Here is a 26,635-nt window from a genome sequence, read left to right as displayed (position 1 = left end):
GGCTCAGTCGTTCTGCGCCGTCGCCATCTGTTCCGCTTTCTGCTTTTTATACGTCAATGCTGCGGCCGGAACGGGCTGCACTTTCCCGGTCTCAATCCAGGTACGCAGGCGGCTCGCGTCCGCAAAGTGCGTATATTTGCCGAAGGCATCCATCACCACCAGCGCCACCGGCTTACCGTTAAACACGGTGCGCATCACCAGACAGTGTCCTGCCGCGTTGGTAAAGCCGGTTTTCGTTAACTGAATATTCCAGTTATCGCGGTATACCAGATGGTTAGTGTTGCGGAACGGCAGCGTATAGGCCGGGTTAGCAAAGGTCGCCATCTCTTCACGGGTGGTACTGAGCTGACCAATCAGTGGATACTGTTTGCTGGCAATCAGCAGTTTCGTCAGATCGCGGGCCGTGGAGACGTTGTTGATCGACAGACCCGTCGGTTCAACATAATGCGTATTGGTCATCCCCAGCGCTTTGGCTTTCGCGTTCATCGCGCGGATAAAGGCGTCGTAGCCGCCCGGATAGTGGTGCGCCAGGCTCGCCGCCGCACGGTTTTCAGACGACATCAGCGCCAGCAGCAGCATATTTTTACGGCTGATTTCACTGTTCAGACGCACGCGAGAGTAGATCCCTTTCATCTCCGGCGTGTGGCTGATATCCACTTTCAGCTTTTCGTCCAGCGGCAGATGGGCATCAAGCACCACCATCGCGGTCATTAATTTGGTAATCGAGGCGATCGGGCGCACCAGGTCCGGGTGGCTGGCGTAGATCACCTTATTGGTGTTGAGATCGACAATCATCGCGCTGCCGGACGCAATTTGCGGTTGGGCAGCGGCGGCGGTCACCGCGGGCGTTTTAGCGACGGCCGGCACGGCAGCGGACGCGCCCAGCAGCAGCGCCAGGCTAAGTAAAGAGACTCGGAATTTCAGCATGGTGAGACTTCTGATAATTATTCACGCACGTCATGACGTACACCGCCTGTATCAACGGATAAACACAGGCTGGCTTCGGCATCATAGCGGTCACCGGGCGTTGTCGCCAGCGGATAATCGTGAACAGATGCTGCATTGCTGGCATTTACGCCAGCAATGCAGTGGACTCAGAAGAGACGGTATCCATAACCCCAAAGAATAACCGTCAGCGCCAGTAGCGCCTCCAGCACCAGCACCCCAATGGCGAGTGTCGAACTGGAAAAACTCAGGCCCTCTTCTTTATTGATATTGAGGAAGGTTGGAACCCCCAGATACAGCAGATACCCGGTGTAAAAGAGGGCAATAGTACCGATCAGCGCGCACAGCCAGACCAGTGGATAGAGCGCAACAATACCGCTTAAGAACAGCGGGGTCGCGACGTATCCGGCAAAGACCATACAGTGCGCCAGCGATGGACGTTGCGGGTAGTTGCGCGCCATCCAGTGAATGACACGCCCCATTATCGCCACGCCCGCCAGCATCAGGCCATAAAAAACAATGGCAAGATAGAGCCCGGTAAACCAGGAAAGCTGAACCACGGTGCCGTCACCGAAGTTCCAGCCGATTTGTGTTGTTCCGATAAAAGCGCATATTACCGGCACCGCAGCCATCAGCAGCACATGATGCGTGTAATGATGCGAGACCGTTTCGTTCTCACTTTTAATGACATGCATTTCACGATCGGGATGGGAGAAAAGTCCCCAGACATGGTTCATAGCGCCCCCTTGTTGTCGGCCCGTCAGCGATACCTTAAGTATAATGCAGGCTTTAGATTATTTTCTGTACAGTGGGAAATTTCCGTTGATTTCCCCGCTGTTGATTCATGGGGTATATGATTAAACGAGGTACGCAGAGGGAGATAACATTTACGTAATGGATATTAACGCACTCATTGAACAATATGGCTATGCCGCGCTGGTCATCGGCAGCGTGGCAGAAGGTGAAACCATCACGCTGTTAGGCGGCGTCGCCGCGCATCAGGGATTGCTGAAATTCCCGCTGGTCGTCGCCGCGGTCGCGCTGGGCGGGATGATTGGCGATCAGCTGCTCTACTTTCTCGGGCTGCGCTTCGGGCCAACGCTGCTTAAGCGTTTCGCAAAGCACCAGAAGAAAATCCGCCGCGCTCAACGGCTCATTCAGCGTCATCCCTATCTGTTCGTCATCGGCACGCGCTTTATGTATGGCTTTCGCATCATCGGGCCAATACTGATTGGCGCCAGCCATCTGCCGCCCAAAATTTTCCTGCCGCTCAATATTGCGGGTGCGATTGCCTGGGCGCTGATCTTTACGACGCTCGGCTACGTGGGGGGCGAAGTGATTGCGCCATGGCTGCATAATCTCGACCAGCACCTGAAGCACTGGGCGTGGTTGATTCTGGTGGTTGTGGCGGTGATTGGGGTCAGGCTGTGGCTGAAGCATCGGGAAAAGACGCGGGATGATGAGTAGCCGGGTGCGGCCTGATGCCCTCACCCTAACCCTCTCCCACAGGGAGAGGGAATAAGGTATCTACCCCTCCGGCTTAAACTGCGGGTTCGCCAGCATAAAACCCCCGTCGACAATAAACGATTGCCCCGTCGTGTAGCTGGCGTCGCTGTCGCACAGCCACGCGACCAGGCTGGCAATCTCTCTGGTGTGACCTGGCCTTGCCAGCGGGATTTCCGGCATTGAACCGTCCTTCACTTCGCTGTCGTCCATGTCGTTCATCGGTGTGGCAATGGCACCCGGCGCGACGGCGTTCACCAGAATATTGTGCTTAACCAGTTCCATCGCCATGGATTTGGTTAACCCGCCGAGCGCGTGTTTTGCCGCCGTGTAGGCGCTGGCCTCCGGCAGCGGCGTGTGCTCATGCACCGAGGTAATGTTCACAATTCGCCCCCCTTCCCCCTGCTTCACCATCTGCCGGGCGGCAATTTGTGAACAGAGAAAGGCGCCGTCCACGTCGACGGTGAAAATCGTCCGCCAGTCGTCAAACGGCATATCAAGGAACGGCGCTTTGGTCATCGCACCCGCATTATTGACCAGCACGTCCAGCCGACCAAAACGCGCAATCAGCGTTTCAATGGCCTCTGCGCCTTCCGGCAGCGTGCTTAAATCAAGATGGATAGCCTCTGCGCGCTGCCCCTGCGCTTCGACTTCGCGGCAGGTTTCCAGCGCGCCTTTTTCATCCGAGTGCCAGGTGACGCCAATATCAAACCCGCGCCCGGCGAGCATCAGGGCCGTGGTTTTACCAATCCCGGAATCCGATGCGGTGACAATCGCTACTCTGGTCATACTCACCTCCTGAAAAACTGCGAAGAGGTAAGTATAGATAATGACCTTTTTTAGCCGTGGTGATAGCCACCGCCCAGCGCCGACGTCAGCTGCAGCGTGGCGTCAACATACTGGCCTTTCAGCAGCACTCCGGCGAGCTGTTCCCTGAGGGCCGGTATTCTGGCTTCACTGACCCGGGAGCCCGCAACGATCCCCGCGCTGAAACGCGCCTGCGCCAGCGCCACAACCCGCGCCGCATCTTTTTCAACCAGCTGCTGATGGCGGTTCTTCGCCGTCAGCGTTTCGACTTCACTGGCCGTGCGTGCCACCTGATTGACGGCTTCGACCACCGCTTTGTTGTAGTTTGCCACCGAGAGATTATTCTGCGCCTGGGCGATATCAAGGCTGGCGTTCAGCCTGCCGCTGTCAAAAATCGGCAGCGTCAATCCGGCGGTCACGCCCATCTGCTGCGCTGACGAGCGAAACAGATCGCTCAGATGGAGGGCATCCTGCTGTAAGAACGCCATCAGGTTTACGTCAGGATAGAACGCCGCTCTGGCCGCCTCCACCTCGCTCATGGAGGCTTCGATGTACCAGTGCGCTTCCTGAAGATCCGGACGGCGTGCCAGCAGTTCATAACCGAGCGTCGACGGTAACGAAGCGTCTACCGTTGGCAGCACATGGCGCGTAAGCGTCACGGAGGAAGAGTTCGTCAGCGCGACCAGACGCGCCTCGACGGCTTTCATCTTCCCGTTGACTTCTGCCAGCTGCTCTTCGGTTTTGTTGGCGTCGATATCGGTTTCCACCCCTTCAACGGAGGAGGTGATCCCGTGCTGATACAGCTCGCGGTCGGCGCCGATAATGTTGTCCTGCTCATGTTTGATCTGCGCGAGAACCTCCCCCGCGGCGGCCTGAGTTTGCCACTCCCAGTAGAGCCGCGCCACGCTGCCGGCCAGCAGCTGGCGGGTTTGCTCCAGCTCCGCTTTTTGCGCATTCACTTTGCCAATCCGGGCCTCGACCCGGGCGCGATTTTTGCCCCACAGATCGAGATCCCAGCCTGCGGTCAGGCCAAAGGTGCCGTTGGTGTACCACGGCCCGGTGGTGCCTGCAGCCGGGTCGGTAACGGCGAAGGGCCCCATCAGCCCTTCGGCGGACATTTTCTGCCGTTCCGCATCGGCGGAAAAATCAATTTGTGGACCATCGGCCGCCATAACGGCTTTGGCCTGGGCTTCGGCAAGCGTAATACGCTGGCGGGCAATCTGCATATCCGGCGCATCGCTTAATGCTTTCGCAATCAGCCCGTTAAGCTGGGGATCGTTATACGCTTTCCACCACTCATTTTTCGGCCAGTCCTGATGATTCAGAACCGTATTCACCGACGCCGCAGTGGTTTGCGCTTTAATGGGAGATACCGTGGCATGTTCAGGCGCACAGGCGGCCAGAATAAAAACGAAGGGAGCACTCAGAGATAAAATAAGAGAACGTTTCATGACGCCATAAACTCAAAAATAAAGGCGCACGTTACGCTCGATGTCGTTCGTTGTTTTAGTAACGCGTGGCAATCCGCAAATTGTCATACATTTTAATACTCGGAAATTTATTCCCAAAGATAATGATTAAGTTGAATACATTCATGCCAAATATAAATACGCTGCTACACTTATTCAGGACATACATGAGCAGGAGAAGGGAATGAAAATATTACTGTGGGTTATTTTGATTATATTTCTGATAGGGCTCTTAGTGGTCACCGGCGTATTCAAGATGATTTTCTGATTTATTTGCCCGGCGCATTGCCGGGCAACGGCCTTGATATCACGCTTTCAGCGAAGCGCCTTTCGTGGCAATAACCTCTTTATACCAGTAGAAACTTTTCTTACGGCTGCGCGCCAGCGTGCCGTTACCGCTATCATCGCGATCGACGTAAATAAAGCCGTAGCGCTTAGAGAGTTCAGCTTTAGACGCGCTCACCAGGTCAATTGGCCCCCAGCTGGTATACCCCATCACCTCAACGCCGTCTTCAATCGCTTCACGCACCTGTACCAGATGGTCGTTGAGGTAGCTGATGCGATAGTCATCCTGCACCACGCCGTCCGCCTCCGGTTTATCCTTCGCCCCGAGGCCATTTTCCACGATAAACAACGGCTTCTGATAGCGATCCCAGAGCACGTTTAACAGGGTGCGCAGACCGATGGGGTCAATCTGCCAGCCCCATTCGGAACTGGCCAGATGCGGGTTTGGCACCATGCTCAGGATGTTGCCGCGCGCCTGCTGGTTGAGAGCGTCATCCGCGGTGACGCAGCCCGTCATGTAGTAGCTGAACGAGATAAAATCGACGGTTGATTTCAGCGCCTCGCGGTCGGCATCCGTGACCTCAAGCTGGATCCCGCTGTCGCGGAAGAAGCGCTGCATATACCCTGGATACGACCCGCGGCACTGTACGTCACCAAAGAATTGCCACGCGCGGTTTTCCTGCAGCGTCTCCAGGACATCCTCCGGCTTGCAGGTCAGCGGATACATCAGGCCGCCCAGCAGCATGTTGCCGATTCTGGCATCCGGGATAATCTCATGGCAGGCCTTCACCGCCAGCGCGCTGGCCACCAGCTGGTGGTGGATCGCCTGGTACACCTCCCCTTTGCTGCTGGTTTCCGGCAGGCCCACGCCGGTCATCGGCGCGTGCAGGGACATATTGATCTCGTTGAAGGTCAGCCAGAGCTTCACCTTCTCTTTGTAGCGCGTAAACACGGTACGGGCGTAGCGCTCGAAGAAGCCAATGGTCTGGCGACTGCCCCAGCCGCCGTACTGTTTCACCAGCCCCCACGGCATCTCGTAATGCGACAGCGTCACCAGCGGGGTAATGTCGTGCGCGGCCAGCTCGTCAAACAGCCGGTCGTAAAACGCCAGCCCCGCCTCGTTCGGCTGCAGCTCGTCGCCGTTCGGAAAAATGCGGGTCCAGGCAATGGAGACGCGCAGGCAGCTAAAGCCCATCTCTGCGAACAGCTTGATGTCTTCCGGGTAGCGGTGATAGAAGTCGATGGCGACATCCTTGATGCCGCTGTCGCCCGCCACGCGCTCAACCACCGGGCCGAAGACCCCCTGCGGCTGAACGTCTGAGGTGGACAACCCTTTGCCATCCTCCAGATACGCGCCTTCTACCTGATTCGCGGCAACCGCGCCGCCCCATAAAAAATCGTCCGGGAAAGTTTTCATCACGTTCTCCTGTTATTGATGGCTTACGCTGAGTAACGGCGCACCGGCGTTGACGGACGTTGCCGCCACGGTCACCACGTCACGATACTCATCGCTGTTACTGATAATAATCGGGGTCGCCAGGTCGTATCCGGCGTCGATAATCGCCTGTCGGTCAAACTCCAGCAGCAGGTCGCCCGGCCGCACCTTGTCGCCCACCGTCACGTGGGCGGTAAACGGCTTGCCGTCAAGCTTCACGGTGTCGATACCCACGTGGATCAACACTTCAATCCCGCTGTCGCTGAGCAGGCCGATGGCGTGTTTGGTCTGGAAAAGCGAAGCCACCACGCCGGCAAACGGGGCAACCACCCTGTTGTCGGAGGGAATGATCGCGGCACCGCTGCCCAGCAGGCCGCTGGCAAAGGTGGTATCCGGCACCTGGTCGAGCGCCAGAACGGTGCCGGTCATCGGCGCCAGCACATCGTTTTCACCCGCTGGCGCAACCGCCTCGGGCGCTGAGCGTGCCGGCATGCCCGCCACCAGGGTCAGGGCGCAGCTCAGCACCAGCGCCACCACGGTGCCGATAATGCCGCCCCACAGCGTGGCGTCTACCCCACCCGGCGGGATCATCTGGGCGATAGTAAAGACGTTGGCAAAGCCAAAGGAGTACACGTGGGTGTCGCTGAAGCCGACAATCGCGCCGCCGATTGCCCCCGCCACGCAGCCGAAAATAAACGGTCTGCGCAGCGGCAGGTTAACGCCATAGACCGCTGGCTCGGTGATGCCGAAGATCCCTGCCGTCACGGACGACCCGGCCAGCATTTTCTGACGTGCGTCGCGGGTACGCAGGAAGATCCCCAGCGCAGCCCCCACCTGGCCGAACACCGCAGGCAGCAGCATTGGCAGCATGGAGTCATGCCCCAGCACCGCGAGGTTATTAATCATCAGCGGCACCAGCCCCCAGTGCAGGCCGAAGATGACGCAGACCTGCCACAGCGCGCCCATCGCCGCGCCCGCCAGCCACGGTGCCAGGACGTAAATCCACTGGTAGCCGTTGGCCAGCAGCTGGCTGAGCCAGGTTGCCAGCGGGCCAATCACCAGGAAGGTCAGCGGCACGGTTAATCCTAAGCAGATCAGCGGCGCGAAGAAGTTTTTCATCGAGGACGGCAGCAGCCTGGTGCTCTGTTTTTCCAGCCAGCAGCTGACCCACGCGGCGAGAATGATCGGGATCACCGACGAGCTGTAGTTAAACCAGGTCACCGGGATGCCGAGAAACGCCTCGGAAACCGCCCCCGGCTGCTGGCTGGCATTAAAGGCGGCGATCATCATCGGGTGAGTGAGTGCCCCGCCGATCACCATGGTAATAAACGGGTTGCCGCCGAATTTTTTCCCGGCGGTGTAGCCCAACACCAGCGGGAAGAAGAAGAACAGCGCGTCGCTGGCGGCAAACCAGATTTTATAGGTGCCGCTCTCGGTGCTCAGCCAGCCGCAGACAACCGCCAGCGCCAGCAGCCCTTTCAGAATACCGGACGCGGCCAGAATGCCGATAAACGGGGTGAAGATCCCGGAGACGATATCAATCAGGCGGCCCAGCAGATTACCCTTTTCGCCCTTCTCTTCCGCCACGGGCGCGTCATCGGAAAGGCCTGCTTCATTGCGCACCGCCTGCCAGACGTCGTGAACGTGGTTGCCAATCACCACCTGAAACTGGCCGCCGCTTTCGACCACCATGATGACGCCCGGGTTTTTCTTAAGCCCTTCCGCATCCGCTTTCTGGTTCTCTTTCAGTTTGAAGCGAAGCCGGGTCGCGCAGTGCACGAGGCTGACGATGTTCTCTTTTCCGCCAACGTGGCCGAGAATATCCTTCGCTAAAGCCTGGTATTCCATCTCGATTTCCTTACATCCGATGCCCGCAGGCACCTGTTGACTGAGTACAAAAAATAAAAAAACCCGAGAACGACCTTCTTACGAAGGCCGCGCTCAGGTTTTGCCTGCGTGATGCAGTAACAATCCTGTTTTGAGGCTTAACGCCCCTCTTTTCTCACCCGCTCGATATGAATGGCGAGGAACATAATTTCTTCGGTTGTCAGCTCACGCTGATAGCTTTTGTTCAGGTGCTGCGCGATTTTCTCGGCGCATTTCCACGCTTTCGCGTAGTTGTCTTTTACTGCCGTATGCAGCGAGACGTCGTCATCTTCCACCACGGTGCGGGTCAGCATCCGCTGGGCAAAAAACTTCAGGTGGGTAACAAAACGCTGATAGCTGAGCGACTCTTCATCGTACTCAAGCTGCAGCTGATACTTCACCAGCTGCAGGATCTCCTGCATCACCCGCGTCACGTGCATCACTTCCGGCATTTCGCTGTTCAGCTGCGCGGTGACCAGATGCAGCGCGATAAACCCGGCCTCATCCTCCTCCAGTTCGACGTTAAGGCGTCTGGCGATAATGGCCCGCGCCTCCTGCCCTAATTCGAACTCCTTCGGATACAGCCGTTTAATATCCCACAGCAGCACGTTTTTGATGGCCAGCCCTTTCTTCTGCCGCTCAATAGCAAAGTAGCAGTGATCGGTTAGGGTGATATACAAACTCTCCTGCAACTTGCCCAGCCGCTGCGCCGCCAGCCCGATGATGCGGTCGCAGGTGGTCATCACCTCCAGCGGAATTTGACTCAGCAGCTCCCCAAGTCGACGCACCAGCTCATCGCTTTGTAACGCAAACACCTTTTCAACCAACGCGGTATCCAGCGCTTCACCGACGCGCTTCTGAAAGGCCAGCCCACGGCCCATCACCACCTGTTCGCGCCCGCGCTCATCCTGAACAACCACCACGTTATTATTGAGTATCTTGGCGATTTTCATCTGAACCCCAGAAACAAAAAAACCTGACCTCCGGCAGATGCCAGAAAATCAGGTTTTGCCTGCCTAAGCAGTAACAATCCAGTTCTGGCACTCTATCAGTTTCATTCGTAGCCTCAATGCGTCACGCATCAGAAACGTGACGCGGATCGAACTTGCTACGCTGATATCAGAAGCTCACCACCGTTTTCAGCTCGGTGACCCAGGCATCCTGGGTGCGACTGACCCCGCCGGGATGGTGCCAGTACTGAATGCCCGGCTGCAGTTCAAGCCACGGCACGGGACGAAAACGGTAGTAAAACTCGCCGTTCAGGGAATGGCCCGGCACCGGGTGATATGCCGGATTGTTGTAATCGCTCACGCCGCTCAGGCTGTTCAGGTAACGCTGATTGCGGGCGTACTGGCTGCTCATATCAATCCAGGTTAAGCCAAAGCCAATCCAGTCCTCCGGTCGCGCATCAAACAGCCCCCGGTAGCGCAGCGAGGCGGCGTAAACCTGGTGCATGTAGTTAGTGCTCTGATCCGCAAGGCTCATGCTGAAAGAGGTGCTCAACCCGCGATTCGGGTCATCCTGATGTTGCGTTATCTGCTGGTTCAGACCGGCATACATGAACCAGGTCCGGCTGTGGGTATCAAAGCCGTTAGGGTCCGTCGCGCCCGCACCGCCGGATTTACCGCGATAGAGATCGGTTTGCGGCGCGTTGGTAAACACCACGCCCAGGTTGTACGCGCCCGGCAGGCCGTTAATCAGCGGACGCGCTTCGATTTCAACCGGCAGTAAGACCCCTTTGCTGCCCTTCGTCGACCAGCTCCAGGCGTGGCTGCGGCTGGAGGCCTCCGGATTTTGCTCCATCACGCCGCCCTTCAGGGTCAGCGTCGGCGTTAATTTATAGGCAAGCGTGGTGCCCCAGGTGTGAACGTTCCAGTTGTTCCAGGTCAGCGAGTTGGCTGACTTCCCGCCGCACTGCGACAGCAGCTGGAAATCGCAGGGGATAATTTGATCGAAGGTTTGCACCTTGTTCATCATCCCGATGCGCCAGGTCAGACGCCGGTCGTCAAAGCTGCGGGCAAAGGTCAGCCAGCCGAGACGAGTAATCGACTGCCCGCCCCAGCTCTCCTGGGTGAGGTCGTTAAAGTTGACGCGCGGATCCTGCACGCGTTTGGTGGTGAGGTCGTCATTGTGGTTACGGTTGACGATGTTCCCCTCGATACGCGCATCCGGGATACCGGTCCAGCGCTCCAGGTCCTGGTTGAAGGTCAGCGCAAACTGGTCAATATAGGCCACGTGGGAGTCGTGGTTATATCCGCCACCGCCGTTCCAGCCAATTTCATTCAGGTATCCGAGGTTATAGGTAAATCCGTTATCGTTAAGGATTTTACGTATTCCGAGCATTTCGCCCAGAACAGGCTCCGGTGGAGCTTCAAACCCTAATACCGTTCCGTTCCAGTCCTGCGCCATCGACAGCGGGGATATCGTCAATAAGGCGAGCGCATAGAGTTTATTTTTATATGCCATGATAACAACCTGTGATTGAGTATTGAGTGCGTAACCGGCCGCAGGAAATTTTTCTATTTCCTGTCGATATTTCATTTTTTAAAATCAGTAAAAAGCGCTAAGCCAAATGTCACTCCTGCGTAAACGACAGGCAAAAAAAAACCTAAGCGCTCCACAGCAAAATGCTGTGAAACGCTTAGGTTTTGCCTGTTAACCAGTAACAATCCTGCGTTGAAAACAGTGGCACCTTAACACCGTCGCGCCACGTTGAAAACCTAAACTGTTTTCTGATTTAAAAAAGTGTGAGCAATTTAACGCTTATTATTTAGACTGAATCACCCGGGCAATATCAGACGAAGTCTGTAATGTCCGAATCTCCTGAAATAACCCCAGCGCTTCATCGTACTCTTTGCGTAAATAACTCAGCCACTGTTTAATTCGCGCGACGTGATACAAACCGGTGTCGCCCTGCTTTTCCAGACGGCTGTATTTTTGCAGCAGCGTGACGACGTCTGCCCAGGGCATACGCGGCTCGTTATATTTCACCACCCGGCTGAGGTTGGGCACATTCAGCGCGCCGCGACCGATCATTACCGCATCGCAGCCGGTGGCGTTCAGACAGGCCTGCGCGCTCTCGTAATCCCAGATTTCGCCGTTGGCGATCACCGGAATGGTGAGGCGTTTGCGGATCTCACCGATAGCCTGCCAGTTAATGCGCTCGGCTTTGTAGCCATCGTCTTTGGTGCGGCCATGCACCACCAGCTCGGTGGCCCCGGCCTGCTGCACCGCATCGGCGATTTCAAACTGCCGCGCGTCGCTGTCCCACCCCAGGCGCACCTTAACCGTTACCGGCAAATGCGAGGGCACGGCTTCACGCATTGCTTTCGCGCCGCGGTAAATCAGCTCAGGATCTTTCAGCAACGTCGCCCCGCCGCCGCTGCCGTTCACCAGCTTCGACGGGCAGCCGCAGTTGAGATCCACCCCGAAAGAACCCAGCTCAACCGCGCGGGCGGCGTTCTCCGCCAGCCATTCGGGGTACTGGCCGAGCAGCTGAATACGCACCAGCGTGCCGGAAGAGGTCCGGCTCTGGTTGTGCAGCTCGGGACACAGGCGGAAGAAGGATTTTACCGGCAACAACATATCAACCACGCGCAGAAATTCCGTCACGCAGAGATCGTAATCGTTCACCTCGGTCAGAAGCTCGCGCACGAGGGAGTCGAGCACGCCTTCCATTGGGGCCAGTAAAACACGCATAGCAGTACCTGTGAAAAAAGACGCGCTATAGTAGCCGCTCTCTATACCGCTGGGAAGCGCTTCTGTTCAGGGAAAAAGTCAGCCGGCGTTGCCCCGACAATGGCGCGAAACGCCGCCGCAAATGCCGCCGGGCCAGAAAACCCCAGCGTCCAGGCCACCTGCTTAGCCGGGTATCCGTTTGCGAGCAGGTCCAGCGAGGCACAAATCCTTGCGCGCTGTCGCCACGCCCGGAAGCTAAACCCTGTATCTTTGATAAACGCGCGTGAAAATGTGCGTTCAGACATCGCGGCCTGTTCCGCCAGCCTTTCCATAGAAACATCCCAGAGATTGTTGGCAATGATGTCACAGGCAACGCGATGTAAGCGCTCATCAACGGGCATCGGTAATTCGGCCGAAATCTGCTGCGTCTCGCTGAGGATGTCGAGCAGCAAAACGGCCATGCTGCGCTGAGTGGCTGGCCGGTATTCCGCGCTGAACAGCCCGGCAATCAGCTCTTTGAACAACGCTGTCACCATAATCACGTGAACCTCTTCTTTTCGTTTAAAAGGTTCACATTGTGATATCAGCGCCGGGCTAAACCAGACCGCCCGGAGCTCCGTTGCGGATAACACGCTGTAGGTGTGTTCCTGAAAGGGAGGGATCCACAGCGCGCGCTGAGGCGGTATGACCCAACGCTTATTGCCGGTTTCGACCAGCATCACCCCTTTGATGGCAAACAAAAGTTGCCCCTGCGAATGCCGGTGAGGCGGATCCACTTCGCCGCGCGTATAGCTAATTGCCCCTCTGGACCATCCGATGGCATCGTCGTGAATTGGCGTTTTATCGATAACGGTTGGCATTTCACATTCCTCCCTTCCTCTTATGATGCTGCTTGTACACGTAACCGGAGAGAGACGCAATGCACATTCATTTTATCATTCATGAACATTTCGAAGCGCCAGGCGCCTATGAAATCTGGGGGAAAAATCGCGGCTGTAGCCTGAGCTACTCCAGAGTTTATCAGGGCGATCCGCTACCCGAAGACCTGGAGAGCACAGACGTGCTTATCATCATGGGAGGCCCGCAGTCGCCTGCCACCACGCTTAAGGAGTGCCCCTGGTTTGATGCGCAGGCGGAAATGCGGCTCATCGGCCGCGCGATAGAGGCGGGTAAAGCGGTGATTGGCGTTTGTCTGGGCTCGCAGCTTATCGGTGAAGCGCTGGGCGCAGCGTTTTGCCATAGCCCGGAAAAAGAGATCGGCAAATTCCCCGTCAGGCTCACAGAGGCAGGCAAGGCCAACCCGCTGTTTAAGGATTTTGGCCACGAGCTGAGCGTCGGTCACTGGCATAACGACATGCCAGGGTTAACGCCGCAGGCTAAGGTGCTCGCTTACAGCGAGGGCTGTCCCCGTCAGATCGTGCAATATGGCGAACGGGTTTACGGTTTTCAGTGCCATATGGAGCTGACGCCGGAGGTCGTTGAGCGGCTGATTGAACATTCGCAGAACGATCTCCGCCGCGCGGCTGAATTTCGTTTTGTCGAAACGGCGGAAAAACTTCGCTCGCATGATTATTGCGAAATGAATCAGGTGCTGTTTTCCTTTCTGGATAAACTCACCGCCCAACACCATGCCTGACTCAGAGGCATTTCACTGGCTCCTCACTTCGCCACCGCACGCCCTTTCCTCTAAACTGTAGCCTGGCCCTGTGCGGAGATACCGGACGTTCCATTCTGGAATGTCTGGTATGCTCAAATTTCATGATGTGATCCGTGGCACATTTTTAGGTTTAATTGTATGATGAATGCGTTTCAGCAAGGACTAACACCATGAGCAAATCATTGAACATTATCTGGCAATATCTGCGCGCATTCGTCCTGATTTACGCCTGCCTGTATGCCGGGATTTTCATCGCGTCGCTGCTGCCCATCGTCATTCCCGGCAGCATTATCGGTATGCTGATCCTCTTTGTTTTGCTGGCGCTGCAAATCCTGCCCGCAAAATGGGTCAACCCCGGCTGCTTCGTCCTCATTCGCTATATGGCGCTGCTTTTCGTGCCTATCGGCGTCGGGGTCATGCAGTATTTTGATTTGCTCAAAGCCCAGTTCGGCCCGATTGTGGTCTCCTGCGCGGTCAGCACGCTGGTGGTTTTCCTGGTGGTGAGCTGGAGTTCGCATCTGGTGCATGGCGAACGTAACGTGGTCGGGGAGAAAACAAAAAAATGATGGCCAATATCTGGTGGTCGCTGCCGTTAACCCTGGTGGTATTCTTCGCCGCGCGCAAGCTTGCCGCACGTTTCAAAATGCCGTTGCTGAACCCGCTGCTGGTGGCGATGGTGGTCATTATTCCGTTCCTGCTGCTCACCGGCATTCCTTACGAACGTTACTTTGCCGGCAGCAAAATTCTAAACGACCTGCTGCAACCCGCCGTTGTGGCGCTCGCCTTTCCTTTATATGAGCAGCTCCACCAGATCCGCGCCCGCTGGAAATCCATCATCACCATCTGTTTTGTGGGCAGCCTGGTGGCGATGATCACCGGCACGTCGGTGGCGCTGTTGATGGGGGCCTCCCCGCAGATTGCCGCCTCTATTTTGCCTAAATCGGTGACCACGCCTATCGCGATGGCGGTCGGTGGCAGCCTCGGCGGGATCCCGGCCATCAGCGCGATGTGCGTCATTTTCGTCGGTATTCTCGGTGCGGTGTTTGGTCATACCCTGCTGAACGGCATGCGTATTCACACTAAAGCGGCACGTGGGCTGTCGATGGGGACCGCCTCCCACGCCCTGGGCACTGCACGCTGTGCGGAGCTGGATTATCAGGAAGGGGCGTTTAGCTCGCTGGCGCTGGTGATCTGCGGGATTATTACCTCCCTGCTGGCCCCGTTCATTTTCCCGCTGATTCTGGCGGTGATGGGCTAAAATTTGCGATGCGTCGCGCAAATTTCATTTTGATTTCATAAGTTGCATACATAATGAGAAGTGGATCACATATAAAGCCCTGACGGCTCCGTAAACTACCGATCCATTAACCTTTATGAGGCAAACGCCATGCACCCACGTTTTCAAGCTGCTTTCGCCCAGCTTGCAGAGAATTTGCAGTCAGCCCTGGCTCCCGTTCTGGCAGATGCACACTTCCCCGCCCTGCTGACCGCGGAGCAGGTCACGATGCTGAAACAGGCAACGGGACTGGACGAAGACGCGCTGGCTTTCGCACTGCTTCCCCTGGCTGCCGCCTGCGCGCGCGCCGATCTCTCCCACTTTAACGTCGGGGCGATTGCGCGCGGCGTCAGTGGAACCTGGTACTTCGGCGGCAACATGGAGTTCCTGGGCGCGACCATGCAGCAGACCGTTCACGCCGAGCAGAGCGCCATCAGCCACGCCTGGCTGCGCGGTGAAAAAGCCCTGAGCGCCATTACCGTTAACTACACCCCCTGCGGCCACTGCCGTCAGTTCATGAACGAGCTGAACAGCGGGCTGCAGCTGCGCATCAACCTGCCGGGCCGCGCGCCGCACACGCTGGCAGATTACCTTCCAGACGCGTTTGGCCCGAAAGATCTGGAGATCAAAACGCTGCTGATGGACGAACAGGACCACGGTTTCGCCCTGTCCGGCGATGACCTGAACCAGGCAGCCATTGCCGCGGCCAACAAGAGCCATACGCCGTACAGCAAGTCCCCGAGCGGCGTGGCGCTGCAGTGCCGCGATGGCCGAATCTTTAGCGGCAGCTATGCGGAAAACGCCGCGTTTAACCCAACGCTGCCACCGCTGCAGGGCGCGCTTAACCTGCTGAGCCTGAACGGCTATGACTATCCGGACATTCAGCGCGCCGTTCTGGCTGAGATTGCCGATGCGCCACTGCTCCAGTGGGATGCCACCGCCGCAACGCTCAAAGCGTTAGGCTGTACGACAATTGACCGCGTACTGCTTGCGTAATCCTTCTGGCGGGCAGAAATGCCCGCCAGTTTGCTGAAAAACCCCTCAGTTGAGTCGCTGTTTCTTGCGCTAACCAGGCGGGTAAAGTAGCCTGAGTTAAATTTCATCCACGAACGAGCCATCTCCATGTTAAAGCGCGTTTTTTACAGCCTGTCTGTCCTGGTCGGCATACTGCTGTTGATCGTGCTGGGTCTCGACCGCTGGATGAGCTGGAAAACCGCCCCCTACATCTTTGATGACCTGCAGGACCTGCCCTATCGTCAGGTTGGCGTGGTGCTCGGCACCGCCAAGTATTACCGCACCGGCGTCATTAACCAGTATTACCGTTACCGCATTCAGGGCGCGCTGAACGCCTACAACAGCGGCAAGGTGAACTACCTGCTGTTAAGCGGGGATAACGCCCTGCAAAGCTACAATGAACCGGTGACGATGCGGAAGGACCTGATTGCGGCGGGCGTGGACCCTGCCGATATCGTGCTCGACTACGCCGGATTCCGCACCCTGGACTCCATCGTGCGCACGCGCAAAGTCTTCGACACCAACGACTTCATCATCATCACCCAGCGCTTCCACTGCGAACGCGCGCTGTTTATCGCGCTGCACATGGGCATTCAGGCGCAGTGCTACGCGGTGCCGTCGCCAAAAGATATGCTGAGCGTGCGCGTCCGCGAGTTTGGCGCCCGTTTTGGCGCGCTGGCTGACCTGTATATTTTCAAACGCGAACCGCGCTTTTTAGGCCCGCTGGTGCCCATTCCGGCGATGCATGAAGTACCGGAAGATGCCCAGGGTTACCCGGCCGTCACGCCCGAACAGCTGCTTGATATGCAGAAAAAAGAGAAATAACAGGACCGCCTTTATGCTTTCTTTACGCCGGTCCTGAGGCTTTTTATCCCCCCTTTACGCCGCCCCCTTTAAGCTGAGTTCACTGCCGCTACGGCTTCATTGAAGAATGACTATGAACTCAATAATGAATGCGTTTTTCCTCAAAAGTCTCCGTCCGTATTTTAACTTTCCCGGTTTATCACTTCCCGGCGCTCTCAATTCCGGTCTCTGGCTTGATGAAAAAATTGACGCCCTGCAGCACAACATTTCAGTGGAAGTGGCAGATTATCTGGAACGTTACCCGCAGACGAAACATGTAGACGTTTACCTGAACGATATCAACGGCACGATGCGCGGCAAGCGTCTGTCGGTGGAGAGCATGCTGACCCTGGAAAAAGGCTGTTATTTTCCCCTTTCGGTCTACTTGATGGATCAGAAAGGAAAAATCGCCGCCCCGCTTCATGATGAGCCGGACCGACTCTGCGTTCCGGTCGCCGGTTCCCTGCGCCCCTGTCCGCAAGATCCGCAGCACAACGCGCAGATCCTGCTGACGATGAAAGATAGCGACGACACCCCCTGCCCGCTTGAGCCGCGCGTGATACTGCAGAACGTGCTGGCCCGCTTCCACCAGCACGGCCTCTTCCCGGTGATTGCCCCGGAAATCGAGTTCTATCTGACGGGGCATGACGATCGGGATCCGCAAAATCAGGGCTGTTTTCACATGGATACTACGACAGCCCGCGCGGCGCTGTTTGACGAGCTGGAACAGCTGGCGCACCTGCAGCGCATCCCGCTGTCCGGGATCGTGGCGGAGGCCGAGTCCAGTCAGTACGAATTAAACCTGAAGCACGGCCATCGCGTCGTTGAGGTCTGCGATAATGTGCTGGCGCTTCGTCGCCTGACCCGATACGTTGCCGAAAAGCACGGCCTGCAGGCAAACTTTATGGCTAAGCCTTTCAGCCAGCTGTCCGGCAGCGGCTTGCACTTCCATTTCAGCCTGAATAACAGTCACGGCGAAAACGTCTTTGCTTCTCCGGTGAACGCGCTTAACAGCATGATGCGCTTGTGCATCGCGGGCCAGCTGGCGCTGATGCCCGCCTCTATCGCCATTCTTGCGCCGGGCGTCAACGCGTTTCGTCGCCTGCGTAAAAACCTGACGGAACCCGTATTTAACTCCTGGGGCTATAACACCCGCTCCGCCGCTTTGCGTATTCCCTGCTCGGATGACCACAACCGTCGTATCGAATACCGGCTGGCCGGGGCTGATGCCAATCCGTATCTGGTGGCAGCCACTATCCTTACCGGTATGCTGTACGGGCTGGAAAACATCGACGAGGAGGAGTTGCCCGAACCGCAGGATGAGCAGCCCGAACTGCCGCTGTTTCAGCAGGAGGCGATTGAGACCTTTGCCCGCTGTCAATACCTCACCGACAGCCTGGGCGACGCCTTTTCCGAACAGTGGGTCGCCTGCAAGCTCTCTGAACTCGACTGGTTTGAACGCATTGTGACCCGAGAGGAGTCACAGCTGGCATAATGCATAAAAAAAGCCCGCTCGGTGAGCGGGCCGTGTAACACGCGAGAAGCTTACTTCTTACGCGCGTACTTCAGTGAATCCAGCGCAACTGCGAAGATAATGATGGCGCCTTTGATGATGTACTGCCAGTACGGGTTCACGCCGATATAGGTCAACCCGTAGTTGATGACGGTGAAGATGATCACACCGGTCACCACGCCCAGTACCGTACCCACACCGCCGCTGAAGGAAACGCCGCCCACCACGCAGGCTGCGATCGCATCCAGCTCGTACATGAAGCCAAGGTTGTTGGTTGCAGAGCCGATACGGCCCGCTTCCAGCATCCCGCCGAAGGCGTAGAACACGCCGGACAGCGCATAAATGAAGAGCAGGTTCAGGGCAACGTTTACGCCGGAGACTTTCGCCGCTTCCGGGTTACCGCCGATAGCGAAGATGTTTTTACCAAAGCGCGTTTTGTTCCACAGGATCCAGACGAAGGCCACCGCGATCAGCGCATAGAAGGTGATATACGACAGGCGGAAACTGCCCAGCGCGATAAACCCTTGCGTAAAGGTCGAGAAGCCGCTGTCAAAGCCCGAGATAGGTGAAGCACCGACAAAGTCGTAGTACAGGGAGTTGATACCGTAAACGATGATCATCGTACCCAGCGTGGTGATAAATGGCGTCACGTTCAGGTAGGCGATGATAATACCGTTGATCAGACCAATCACGGCACCGATGGCGCAGACAATCAGGATCACCACGAAAATCGGCATGGTGGCCATTTCCGGGAAGACCTTGTTGGCGTTTTCCATCGACTGCAGAAGGGTTGCCGCGATAACCGCCGCCAGACCCACCTGGCGACCGGCAGAAAGGTCCGTCCCCTGGGTCACGATCAGGCCCGCCACGCCCAGCGCAATGATAATACGCACGGAGGACTGGGTCAGAATGTTACTCAGGTTCAGCAGGCTTAAGAACGTAGGGTCCTGGAAAATAATGATAGCCAGCAGTACTAAAAGAACAACGTAAATACCGCCTTCTTTCAGGTAAGTGAGAAAACTTTTTTTATTTAACGCACTCATGAGGAGCCCCTGATCTTAAAGGTGCAAAGACGCAAGACGCAAAATTTCGTTTTGCGTTGTCGTTTTGGTGTCAACAATACCGGCGACGAGACCATTGCTCATAACCAGAATACGATCCGTGATCCCTAACAATTCCGGCATTTCGGAAGAAATAATAATGATCCCTTTATTCTTTTTCGCCAGCTCGGCAATCAGCTGATAAATTTCAAACTTCGCGCCGACGTCAATACCGCGGGTCGGTTCATCCAGCATCAGAATTTCTGGCTGGGTTAATAACCAACGTCCGATAATGACTTTCTGCTGGTTACCGCCTGACAGCGAACCAATCTGGGTGCGGTGTCCTGGCGTTTTCACGCGCATGGAGTCAATAACCCACTGGGTATCGCTCTTCATGCGGGAGTTATCCAGCAGTCCGACTTTGTTTTTGTAATTGCGAATGTTAGAAATTAACGAGTTAAAGTTAATATCCAGATAGGCATAAATACCGGTCGAACGACGCTCTTCCGTCACCAGCGCAAAACCATTATTAATGGCTTCGTTGGCGTTGTGGTTGTTAATTTTCTTTCCGTGCAGCGTAATGGTGCCCTGAGCTTTCTCACGGATGCCAAACAGGGTTTCCACGATATCGGTGCGTTTTGCACCGACCAGACCGGCAATCCCCAGGATTTCACCCTTGTGCAGGTCGAAGGAGACATCGCGGATGGACGGCTGGCGTAACGAGGTCAGATTGCGCACTTCCAGGATGACTTCGCCCGGCTTGTTCTCTTTATCCGGGAAGCGCTGGTTCAGGGAACGGCCAACCATCATGGCGATGATCTTGTCCATGTCCAGCCCTTCCAGCGGCTGCGTGGCAATCCACTGACCGTCGCGCAGGATGGTGATCTCATCGCACAGCTGGAAGATCTCTTCCATTTTGTGGGAGATATACACAATGCCGCAGCCGCGATCTTTTAGCTTACGAATAATGGTAAAAAGGTGATTAACCTCTTTTTCCGTTAATGACGATGTTGGTTCGTCCATGATGACAATTTTCGCATCATAGGAGAACGCTTTGGCGATTTCGATCATCTGCATCTGGGAGACGGATAATGTTCCCACGCGGGCGCGCGGATCGATATCAATATCCAGCTCATCGAAAATCGCTTTGGTGTCGCGATACATTTTTTCCTGATCGACAAAGACACCCTTGGTTGGATAACGCCCCAACCACATGTTATCCATGACTGAACGCTGCAGCACCAGGTTTAATTCCTGGTGAACCATCGAGATACCGTTTTCCAGCGCTTCTTTCGCTGAATGGAAATCGATCTCTTTCCCCTGAAAAAGAATGCTGCCAGAATCTTTTTGATAGATCCCAAAAAGACATTTTAATAATGTTGATTTACCCGCACCGTTCTCACCCATTAAGGCGTGAATAGAGTGAGGACGCACTTTTAAATTAACATTATCGAGTGCCTTAACACCGGGAAAGGACTTGTTGATCCCGCTCATTTCCAACAAGTATTCACCGGACGACTGAGTATTTGTGCTGACCATAATTATACCTTGTTGGCCTCGCATATCGCGTTATAAATGGGCGCAACGAATTGCGCCCAGTGGAGACATAACAACTAACTTATTTACCGATAAACTCAGCCAGGTTGGACTGGTCTACGCCCACGTAAGGTACGCGAACGATTTTGTTTTCAATTTTCCAGTTGGTGCCATCAGCCGCACCTTTACCGTCGGCCAGGTTTTTCGCCAGATCGAAGGTCGCTTTCGCCTGGTTGTTGGCATCGTTCAGCACGGTACCGGCCATTGCACCGGATTTAACCAGCGCCAGTGCTTCCGGCAGCGCATCGACGCCGAACACAGGAATGGAGGATTTGTTGTGCGCTTTCAGCGCTTCTACCGCACCCATTGCCATCGCATCGTTGTTGGCAATAACCACTTCGATTTTGTTCGCGTTAGGGCCGGACAGCCACGCGTCCATCTTATCTTTCGCCTGAGCGGTATCCCACATCGCGGTATCTAACGCCAGCTGCTGGGTTTTCAGACCCTTGTCGTTCAGCTCTTTGATAACGTAAGTGGTACGGGCTTCAGCATCCGGGTGGCCAGGTTCGCCTTTCAGCAGCACGAACTGAATTTGACCGTCTTTGTTCAGGTCCCAGTTCGGGTTCGCCGCCCAGTGTTTGGCGATCAGATCGCCCTGAATAATACCGGACTCTTTGGAGTCGGTACCGACGTAGAACGCTTTGTCGTAGCTATCCAGCGCTTTACGGGAAGGTTCTTTGTTGAAGAAGACGATTGGCACGTTCTGGCCGCGCGCTTTTTCAATAACCGTGCCTGCTGCAGCCGGGTCAACCAGGTTGATGGCCAGGGCCTTCACGCCTTTCGCCAGCAGAACGTCGATCTGGTCGTTCTGTTTGGACTGGTCGTTCTGGGAGTCGTTCATCAGCAGCTGAACGTCTGGCGCTGCTTTCGCATCTTTCTCAATCGCTTTACGCACAACAGACATGAAGTTGTCGTCGTATTTATAGATGGTCACACCAATACGGGTATCCGCAGCGTGCGCTGCTGCACCAAAAAGCATGCTTGCCATTACAGCAGACAGGGTCAACACCTTCTTATTCATGGTATCTCCGGTTTTTTTTATGCAGGGTAGTTCTTGTGAATAACGATCGGCGGGCAGGTGTTAATAAAACGTTACTGACAGCCGAAGTTCACTTATAAAATTTCTATCTTCCGTGTTCGGTAACGCTCCAGAAATGCGTTTTATTCGTTGTTTGCGGCACGTTGGCTATAGTGAAAGTGAATAATCACCGTTACATAGCGTTTCAGCTCCTAAAACGCTGACATCATAGTCAGCGCCTTGTTAAGATACTGTGAATTTACTCACAGATTGAAAACGGTTACATCACATCATGTAATCAGTTAGTGATCGGAACCACAATTTGTCGAGCCGCGACGGAGTGCCGACGCACTAAAGTCGGCATGAAACAATGCGTTGCACCCGGGTCCAGCAGCCCTGCCGCCCCCTGTAACGCCAGCTCAGTCGCCAGTTTCGCCATAGAAGCAATGGGGTAGCGCACCGTTGTCAGCTGCGGGTCGGTGTAACGGGCAATCGGGATATCATCAAAGCCAATGAGTGACAAATGCTGTGGCACTGCAATGCCGTTATCTTTCAGCGCCGTCAGGGCCCCTGCCGCCATGCTGTCGTTATAGGCAAACACCGCAGAAAGCTGCAGGTTGCGGCCCAGCAGCTCGACCATAGCCGCCTCACCGCCCTGCATGTCCGGCGTACCGGTGCCTGTCCAGCTTTCTGACGGCGTTATGCCGTGCTCTTTCAGGGCGTTTTGCCACCCCTCGCGCCGCATGTCGTCATCTTCAATATGGTGGCTGGAGGCCAGATAACCGATCCGCTGATGTCCGTTGTTGATGAGCATTTTCGTGGCCATCATGGCGCCGCTGACGTTATCCAGCCCGACGCAGCGATGGGCATAGCCGGGAACGATGCGGTTGATCAGCACCATGCCGGGTATCTGATCCATAAAGCCGGTTAGCTCTTCATCACTCAAGGCTTTTGAGTGGACAATCAAGGCGTTACAGCGCTGGCGAATCAGCACTTCGATGGCATGGCGCTCTTTTTCCGCCTCATGATAGCTATTGCCGATCAGGACATATTTCTGATGCTGCTGGGCGACCACGTCGACCGCTTTCACCAGCGCGCCGAAAAAGGCATCCGATACATCCATCACCACCACGCCGATGGTGTCGCTGACCTGCGTCGCAAGCGCCTGCGCATTGGCATTTGGCCGGTACCCGAGCTGGGTCACGGCTTTCATTACGGTTTCACGGGTATCAGGGCTGACCAGCGCGCTATTGTTAAGAACGCGTGACACGGTAGCCACAGAAACGCCCGCCTGACGGGCGACGTCACGAATGGTGATCATATTCACCATCCTTCAAAGGATTGCAGCAACTCACAGACACCCCCTGTGTTTAGCAAGGTGGCTATTTTGGCAGCGAGAGGAAGGGGACTACGTGAAGAAGCTCACACTCATGAAAACGCTTACATCCGTTTTGTTAATGATTGTGATCCAGATCGTTATCTGAATGTGTTTCTCAATGATACCCCTGAAGCATGTGCGGTTAACTGCCGCCACACCCACTCCAGCGGTCCCTGGCGGAAATAGCGTAGCCAGAGAACAGAAAACGCCAGGTTAATCACCCAGACCGGGATAACAAACGCCAGCAGCGTGAGGCGGTCGAATTTCATAAACAGGCCAAAGCGATAGAAAAGCGTGGTGCATATCAGTGTTTGCAGAAGGTAATTGCTCAACGCCATGCGGCCCACGCAGGCGATAGCGCTGACGATCCACAGGCGGGAAAGCGTTGGCCAGAAGCCATAGATCAGCGCCGCGTAGCCGATGGTCTGGAACGGTGCGCTCAGTTCGCGCGGCACCTGGAGCAGGAATGCGCACCAGCGGTAATCCCAGTGGAGGTGCCACTGCGCAATGACCGCCGGGAGGTTAATCAGCACGCCGAGCAGCACCAGCCCGACACCCGTTCGCCGATAGTGACGCAGGCTGAATTCGCCTTTCAGCCAGCCGGTGCGCATCAGTGACGCGCCCATCAGCATCATGCCCGCCAGCTGCCAGCCGTATTGCGCCCCCAGCGCAAGGAGATTATCCCCCAGCATATCCGCGCGGTTGCTTATCGCTTCCGTACCGCCCTTCAGCTTCCAGAACTGCTCGTACTGCAGGTTGGCGGCATCCGGGATCCAGGCACGGTTTGTCGCCTCGCCGGAGATCATCCCCAGCAGCAGCAGTACAGCAAGCCCCATGACGTAGAGCATCGCGCCGGTGTTAAACAGGCTTTTTACGCTGTGCGCATCGCGAATGAGACGCCAGCAGATGAGCCCGACTAACCCATACGCGAGAAGAATATCGCCGTCCCAGAAGAACAGGCCGTGGATAAAGCCGAGAAGCACCAGCAGCGTCAGGCGCGACTGGATCCAGCGCGTACCGCGTTTGAGGAGGAGCTGCAGACCAGCGCCAAACAGCAGGGCAAACAGCGTGAGGAATTTAACCTGCGCGAAGAGATCGAGGACAGCCCAGGTCCAGGCATCACTGCGCGTGATGTCGCCATACCAGGCTGGATTGAGATAAGCCGCCTTCGGCAGACCGAAGGCGCTGATATTAAGCAGCAGGATACCGAGAATGGCGACGCCGCGAACAAAATCGAGCGTGACGTTTCGCTCCATGGTTCCTGCCCTGTAAGACTTAGTTGTGGTGACGTACCGCGCGCAGGAACTCCTGGCGGGTATTCTGGCTCGATTTAAACAGGCCGCCCAGCGAGGTTGTTGTGGTCGCGCTGGTCGCATCACGCACGCCGCGCGCCTTCACGCAGTAGTGAACCGCGTCGATAGATACGGCCACGTTATTGGTGCCCAGCAGCGTTTGCAGCGCGGTCAGGATCTGCTGCGTCAGACGCTCCTGCACCTGCGGACGCTGAGCAAAGAACTGCACGATGCGGTTGATCTTCGACAGGCCAATCACCGTATCTTTTGGGATATACGCCACGGTCGCTTTACCGTCGATGGTCACAAAATGGTGTTCGCAGGTGCTGGTCAGCGTGATATCGCGTACCGTCACCATCTCATCCACTTTCATCTTGTTTTCAATGACGGTGATTTTCGGGAAGTTGGCGTAATCCAGACCGGAGAAAATTTCGTCGACGTACATTTTCGCGATGCGGTGCGGCGTCTCCATCAGACTGTCGTCACTCAGATCGAGATTCAGCAGCTCCATGATATCGGTCATATGACCGGCAATCAGACGCTTGCGGGTTTCATTGTCCAAATCCTGTACGGGCGGACGCAGTGGCGTTTCAAGACCGCGCGCAACCAGGGCTTCGTGGACCAGGGCAGCTTCTTTACTGAGTGATGACATTTTGTTCTCCTGCAGGTGTGGCGTCTTTTGCCCTCGTTGTGGCAAAAGTATGCGCTCATTGTGCGTGAGGCCGCGCACATAATCCAGTATTCACGACGATAATTATTGCAATTGCTGTTGCCTTTCAGCGTGACGATTCCAGACCAGGGCTCCCCCGACGAACAGCGCAACGCCCGCCAGCCCCAGCGCGGGCTCCAGCCGGTGGGTAAGCCAGGTTGATAACGCCGAGGTCATCGGGCCAATCAACTGCCCAACCGCATACCCGGTGGTGAGCAGGCCTGCCATATAGCGCGTATGGTTTGGCGCCAGCTCGCGACCATATAAAAGAGAGAGCTGCACGGCGCACAAAAAGCCGCCGCCCACCAGCAGCCCGCCCGTCAGCAAACCGCCAATCCCCGGCAGCAGCCAGGCCGCCAGCACGCCAGCCCCCTGTAACCACAGCACGATAGCCAGCCTGCGGTTAGCCGTTGAGGTGTGGCGTAAAAGAATACTGAGCGCAATGCCCACCACGGCGGCGATGCCAAAAATCGGCCAGACAAACTGGGCAAACAGGCTGCCGGGAAAACGCACCGCCGCCATTTGTGAAAGGAAGGTCGCCGGGAGGATATAGCCAAACCCGGTCAGGCTGTAGCTCCAGACAAGGCGCTTTAAATCCGCCGTCAGCACCAGCGGCTCCGGCGCGGTGCCTGGCCGATGGAGCTGCCCGGACCGCGGCAGGTAACGCGCCACCAGCGCAATCAGCACCAGCGCCAGCACGCCGTAGATTTGCCATGCCGCCCCGGCCGAAAGGGATTTCGCCTGAATATAGACGGCGAGCAGCCCGCTCAGGGCAATGCCCGCCCCCGGTCCGGCAAACACGGCAGCGCTCAGGCCCGGTTTACCCAGCTGCCCCAGCCGTTCGTTGGTCCAGGCGGCAATCAGTACCATGGACCAGCCGCTCATGCAGCCAATCACGAAGCGCAGCAGGCCGTGCACGACGGCATTATCCGCCGCCGCGGAGAGCAGCGTCAGCGCAACCGCACCGGTAATGCCAAGCCAGAGGCGCGTTTCCACAAAGCGGTGCGCGCGCATGGCATCCCATGCGCCCACCAGATAGCCCAGATAATTCATCGCCGCGACCAGACCCGCGCTGGTCAGCGTAAGCTGCCCGGCAGCAATCATGAGCGGCACCTGAGGCGTAAAGGCAAAGCGCCCTATCCCCATCGCCACCACCAGAACGACAAACCCACTGAGCGCAATACGCAGCGCCATGACGGCTCCAATTGTTAAAGAAAAGTAAATTTATGATGCAGCATCTCGCCGTCTGGCGAAAGTGAAAGTTACTCACAGGTCAATGAAAAGGCTGTATTATGGTTTTTATGAATACGC

Annotated in this window: 24 protein-coding genes and 1 pseudogene; 8 read left to right on the top strand and 17 right to left on the bottom strand. The window is 56.2% G+C overall.

Going from position 1 to position 26,635, the window contains the following annotated elements:
• Positions 1-3 precede the first annotated feature (3 nt).
• Positions 4-927, bottom strand: coding sequence for a D-alanyl-D-alanine endopeptidase (gene pbpG / locus V4835_RS08325; RefSeq protein WP_023312453.1), 924 nt, complete (start codon positions 925-927; stop codon positions 4-6).
• A 167-nt stretch (positions 928-1,094) separates the two neighbouring features.
• Positions 1,095-1,682, bottom strand: a complete 588-nt coding sequence (locus V4835_RS08320) for a Yip1 family protein (protein ID WP_033146018.1) — start codon at positions 1,680-1,682, stop codon at positions 1,095-1,097.
• A 157-nt stretch (positions 1,683-1,839) separates the two neighbouring features.
• Here V4835_RS08320 and V4835_RS08315 point away from each other — a divergent pair, with 157 nt between their 5' ends.
• Positions 1,840-2,412: a DedA family protein gene (locus V4835_RS08315; RefSeq protein ID WP_331411893.1), complete on the top strand. Its 573-nt coding sequence runs from the start codon at positions 1,840-1,842 to the stop codon at positions 2,410-2,412.
• 60 nt (positions 2,413-2,472) lie between these two features.
• Here the strand turns inward: V4835_RS08315 and V4835_RS08310 are convergent, their stop codons facing one another.
• Together V4835_RS08310 and mdtQ are read right to left on the bottom strand one after the other, a co-directional pair.
• Entirely contained in the window at positions 2,473-3,237 is a 765-nt protein-coding gene (locus V4835_RS08310) for an SDR family oxidoreductase (protein ID WP_331411892.1), read from the bottom strand.
• Positions 3,238-3,287: 50 nt separating this feature from the next.
• Positions 3,288-4,706 (bottom strand): multidrug resistance outer membrane protein MdtQ, encoded by a 1,419-nt coding sequence (gene mdtQ, locus V4835_RS08305; protein WP_331411891.1) that lies wholly within the window; start codon positions 4,704-4,706, stop codon positions 3,288-3,290.
• Between the two features lie 202 nt (positions 4,707-4,908).
• On the opposite strand from mdtQ, the gene yohP reads away from it, so the two are divergent.
• Positions 4,909-4,992 carry a small membrane protein YohP gene (yohP, locus tag V4835_RS24365; protein ID WP_015572324.1) on the top strand — a complete coding sequence of 28 codons (84 nt, stop codon included), beginning with the start codon at positions 4,909-4,911 and terminating at the stop codon, positions 4,990-4,992.
• A gap of 39 nt (positions 4,993-5,031) precedes the next feature.
• Here yohP and V4835_RS08300 read toward each other — a convergent pair whose 3' ends face one another.
• The 6 genes and pseudogenes from V4835_RS08300 to V4835_RS08275 form a co-directional block, all read right to left on the bottom strand.
• Entirely contained in the window at positions 5,032-6,426 is a 1,395-nt protein-coding gene (locus tag V4835_RS08300) for a glycoside hydrolase family 1 protein (RefSeq protein WP_331411890.1), read from the bottom strand.
• Between the two features lie 12 nt (positions 6,427-6,438).
• A pseudogene (gene bglF / locus V4835_RS08295) lies at positions 6,439-8,405 on the bottom strand (PTS beta-glucoside transporter subunit IIABC).
• A 24-nt stretch (positions 8,406-8,429) separates the two neighbouring features.
• Positions 8,430-9,263 carry a BglG family transcription antiterminator LicT gene (gene licT, locus V4835_RS08290; protein WP_023336336.1) on the bottom strand — a complete coding sequence of 278 codons (834 nt, stop codon included), beginning with the start codon at positions 9,261-9,263 and terminating at the stop codon, positions 8,430-8,432.
• A 166-nt stretch (positions 9,264-9,429) separates the two neighbouring features.
• Positions 9,430-10,719 carry a carbohydrate porin gene (locus V4835_RS08285; protein WP_331414101.1) on the bottom strand — a complete coding sequence of 430 codons (1,290 nt, stop codon included), beginning with the start codon at positions 10,717-10,719 and terminating at the stop codon, positions 9,430-9,432.
• Positions 10,720-11,076: 357 nt separating this feature from the next.
• Complete coding sequence (dusC, locus tag V4835_RS08280) at positions 11,077-12,009, bottom strand: tRNA dihydrouridine(16) synthase DusC (RefSeq protein ID WP_331411889.1); 933 nt, start codon at positions 12,007-12,009, stop codon at positions 11,077-11,079.
• A 41-nt stretch (positions 12,010-12,050) separates the two neighbouring features.
• Positions 12,051-12,848, bottom strand: a complete 798-nt coding sequence (locus V4835_RS08275; protein WP_331411888.1) for an AraC family transcriptional regulator — start codon at positions 12,846-12,848, stop codon at positions 12,051-12,053.
• Positions 12,849-12,907: 59 nt separating this feature from the next.
• Here V4835_RS08275 and V4835_RS08270 point away from each other — a divergent pair, with 59 nt between their 5' ends.
• From V4835_RS08270 to V4835_RS08245, 6 genes are all read left to right on the top strand, one after another.
• Complete coding sequence (locus V4835_RS08270; protein WP_331411887.1) at positions 12,908-13,624, top strand: type 1 glutamine amidotransferase; 717 nt, start codon at positions 12,908-12,910, stop codon at positions 13,622-13,624.
• Positions 13,625-13,815: 191 nt separating this feature from the next.
• Entirely contained in the window at positions 13,816-14,211 is a 396-nt protein-coding gene (locus V4835_RS08265) for a CidA/LrgA family protein (protein ID WP_023312463.1), read from the top strand.
• Entirely contained in the window at positions 14,208-14,903 is a 696-nt protein-coding gene (locus V4835_RS08260; protein WP_063143785.1) for a CidB/LrgB family autolysis modulator, read from the top strand. The genes V4835_RS08265 and V4835_RS08260 overlap by 4 nt, the downstream gene beginning before the upstream one ends.
• 129 nt (positions 14,904-15,032) lie before the next feature.
• Positions 15,033-15,917, top strand: coding sequence for a cytidine deaminase (gene cdd / locus V4835_RS08255; RefSeq protein ID WP_331411886.1), 885 nt, complete (start codon positions 15,033-15,035; stop codon positions 15,915-15,917).
• Between the two features lie 126 nt (positions 15,918-16,043).
• Positions 16,044-16,760: an outer membrane permeability protein SanA gene (sanA, locus tag V4835_RS08250; protein WP_008500918.1), complete on the top strand. Its 717-nt coding sequence runs from the start codon at positions 16,044-16,046 to the stop codon at positions 16,758-16,760.
• 124 nt (positions 16,761-16,884) lie between these two features.
• On the top strand, positions 16,885-18,273 hold the full coding sequence (locus V4835_RS08245) for a glutamine synthetase family protein (RefSeq protein ID WP_331414099.1): 1,389 nt from the start codon (positions 16,885-16,887) through the stop codon (positions 18,271-18,273).
• A gap of 50 nt (positions 18,274-18,323) precedes the next feature.
• On the opposite strand, the gene mglC is transcribed toward V4835_RS08245, so the two are convergent.
• The 7 genes from mglC to V4835_RS08210 form a co-directional block, all read right to left on the bottom strand.
• Complete coding sequence (gene mglC, locus V4835_RS08240) at positions 18,324-19,334, bottom strand: galactose/methyl galactoside ABC transporter permease MglC (RefSeq protein WP_029740401.1); 1,011 nt, start codon at positions 19,332-19,334, stop codon at positions 18,324-18,326.
• A 15-nt stretch (positions 19,335-19,349) separates the two neighbouring features.
• Positions 19,350-20,870, bottom strand: coding sequence for a galactose/methyl galactoside ABC transporter ATP-binding protein MglA (gene mglA / locus V4835_RS08235; protein ID WP_032658961.1), 1,521 nt, complete (start codon positions 20,868-20,870; stop codon positions 19,350-19,352).
• A 79-nt stretch (positions 20,871-20,949) separates the two neighbouring features.
• Positions 20,950-21,948, bottom strand: a complete 999-nt coding sequence (gene mglB / locus V4835_RS08230; protein WP_063143782.1) for a galactose/glucose ABC transporter substrate-binding protein MglB — start codon at positions 21,946-21,948, stop codon at positions 20,950-20,952.
• Between the two features lie 295 nt (positions 21,949-22,243).
• Complete coding sequence (galS, locus tag V4835_RS08225; RefSeq protein ID WP_331411885.1) at positions 22,244-23,266, bottom strand: HTH-type transcriptional regulator GalS; 1,023 nt, start codon at positions 23,264-23,266, stop codon at positions 22,244-22,246.
• A 155-nt stretch (positions 23,267-23,421) separates the two neighbouring features.
• The gene (yeiB, locus tag V4835_RS08220) at positions 23,422-24,579 is read right to left on the bottom strand and encodes a DUF418 domain-containing protein YeiB (RefSeq protein ID WP_331411884.1); all 1,158 of its coding nucleotides are present in this window, start codon (positions 24,577-24,579) and stop codon (positions 23,422-23,424) included.
• Between the two features lie 19 nt (positions 24,580-24,598).
• The gene (gene folE, locus V4835_RS08215) at positions 24,599-25,267 is read right to left on the bottom strand and encodes a GTP cyclohydrolase I FolE (RefSeq protein ID WP_008500927.1); all 669 of its coding nucleotides are present in this window, start codon (positions 25,265-25,267) and stop codon (positions 24,599-24,601) included.
• A gap of 102 nt (positions 25,268-25,369) precedes the next feature.
• On the bottom strand, positions 25,370-26,518 hold the full coding sequence (locus V4835_RS08210) for a YbfB/YjiJ family MFS transporter (RefSeq protein WP_331411883.1): 1,149 nt from the start codon (positions 26,516-26,518) through the stop codon (positions 25,370-25,372).
• Positions 26,519-26,635 lie beyond the last annotated feature (117 nt).

Source organism: Enterobacter cloacae complex sp. CARB60 (assembly GCF_036487345.1).
Taxonomy (GTDB): Bacteria; Pseudomonadota; Gammaproteobacteria; order Enterobacterales; family Enterobacteriaceae; genus Enterobacter; species Enterobacter asburiae_D.
This window is presented reverse-complemented; position numbering and strand designations above follow the sequence as displayed.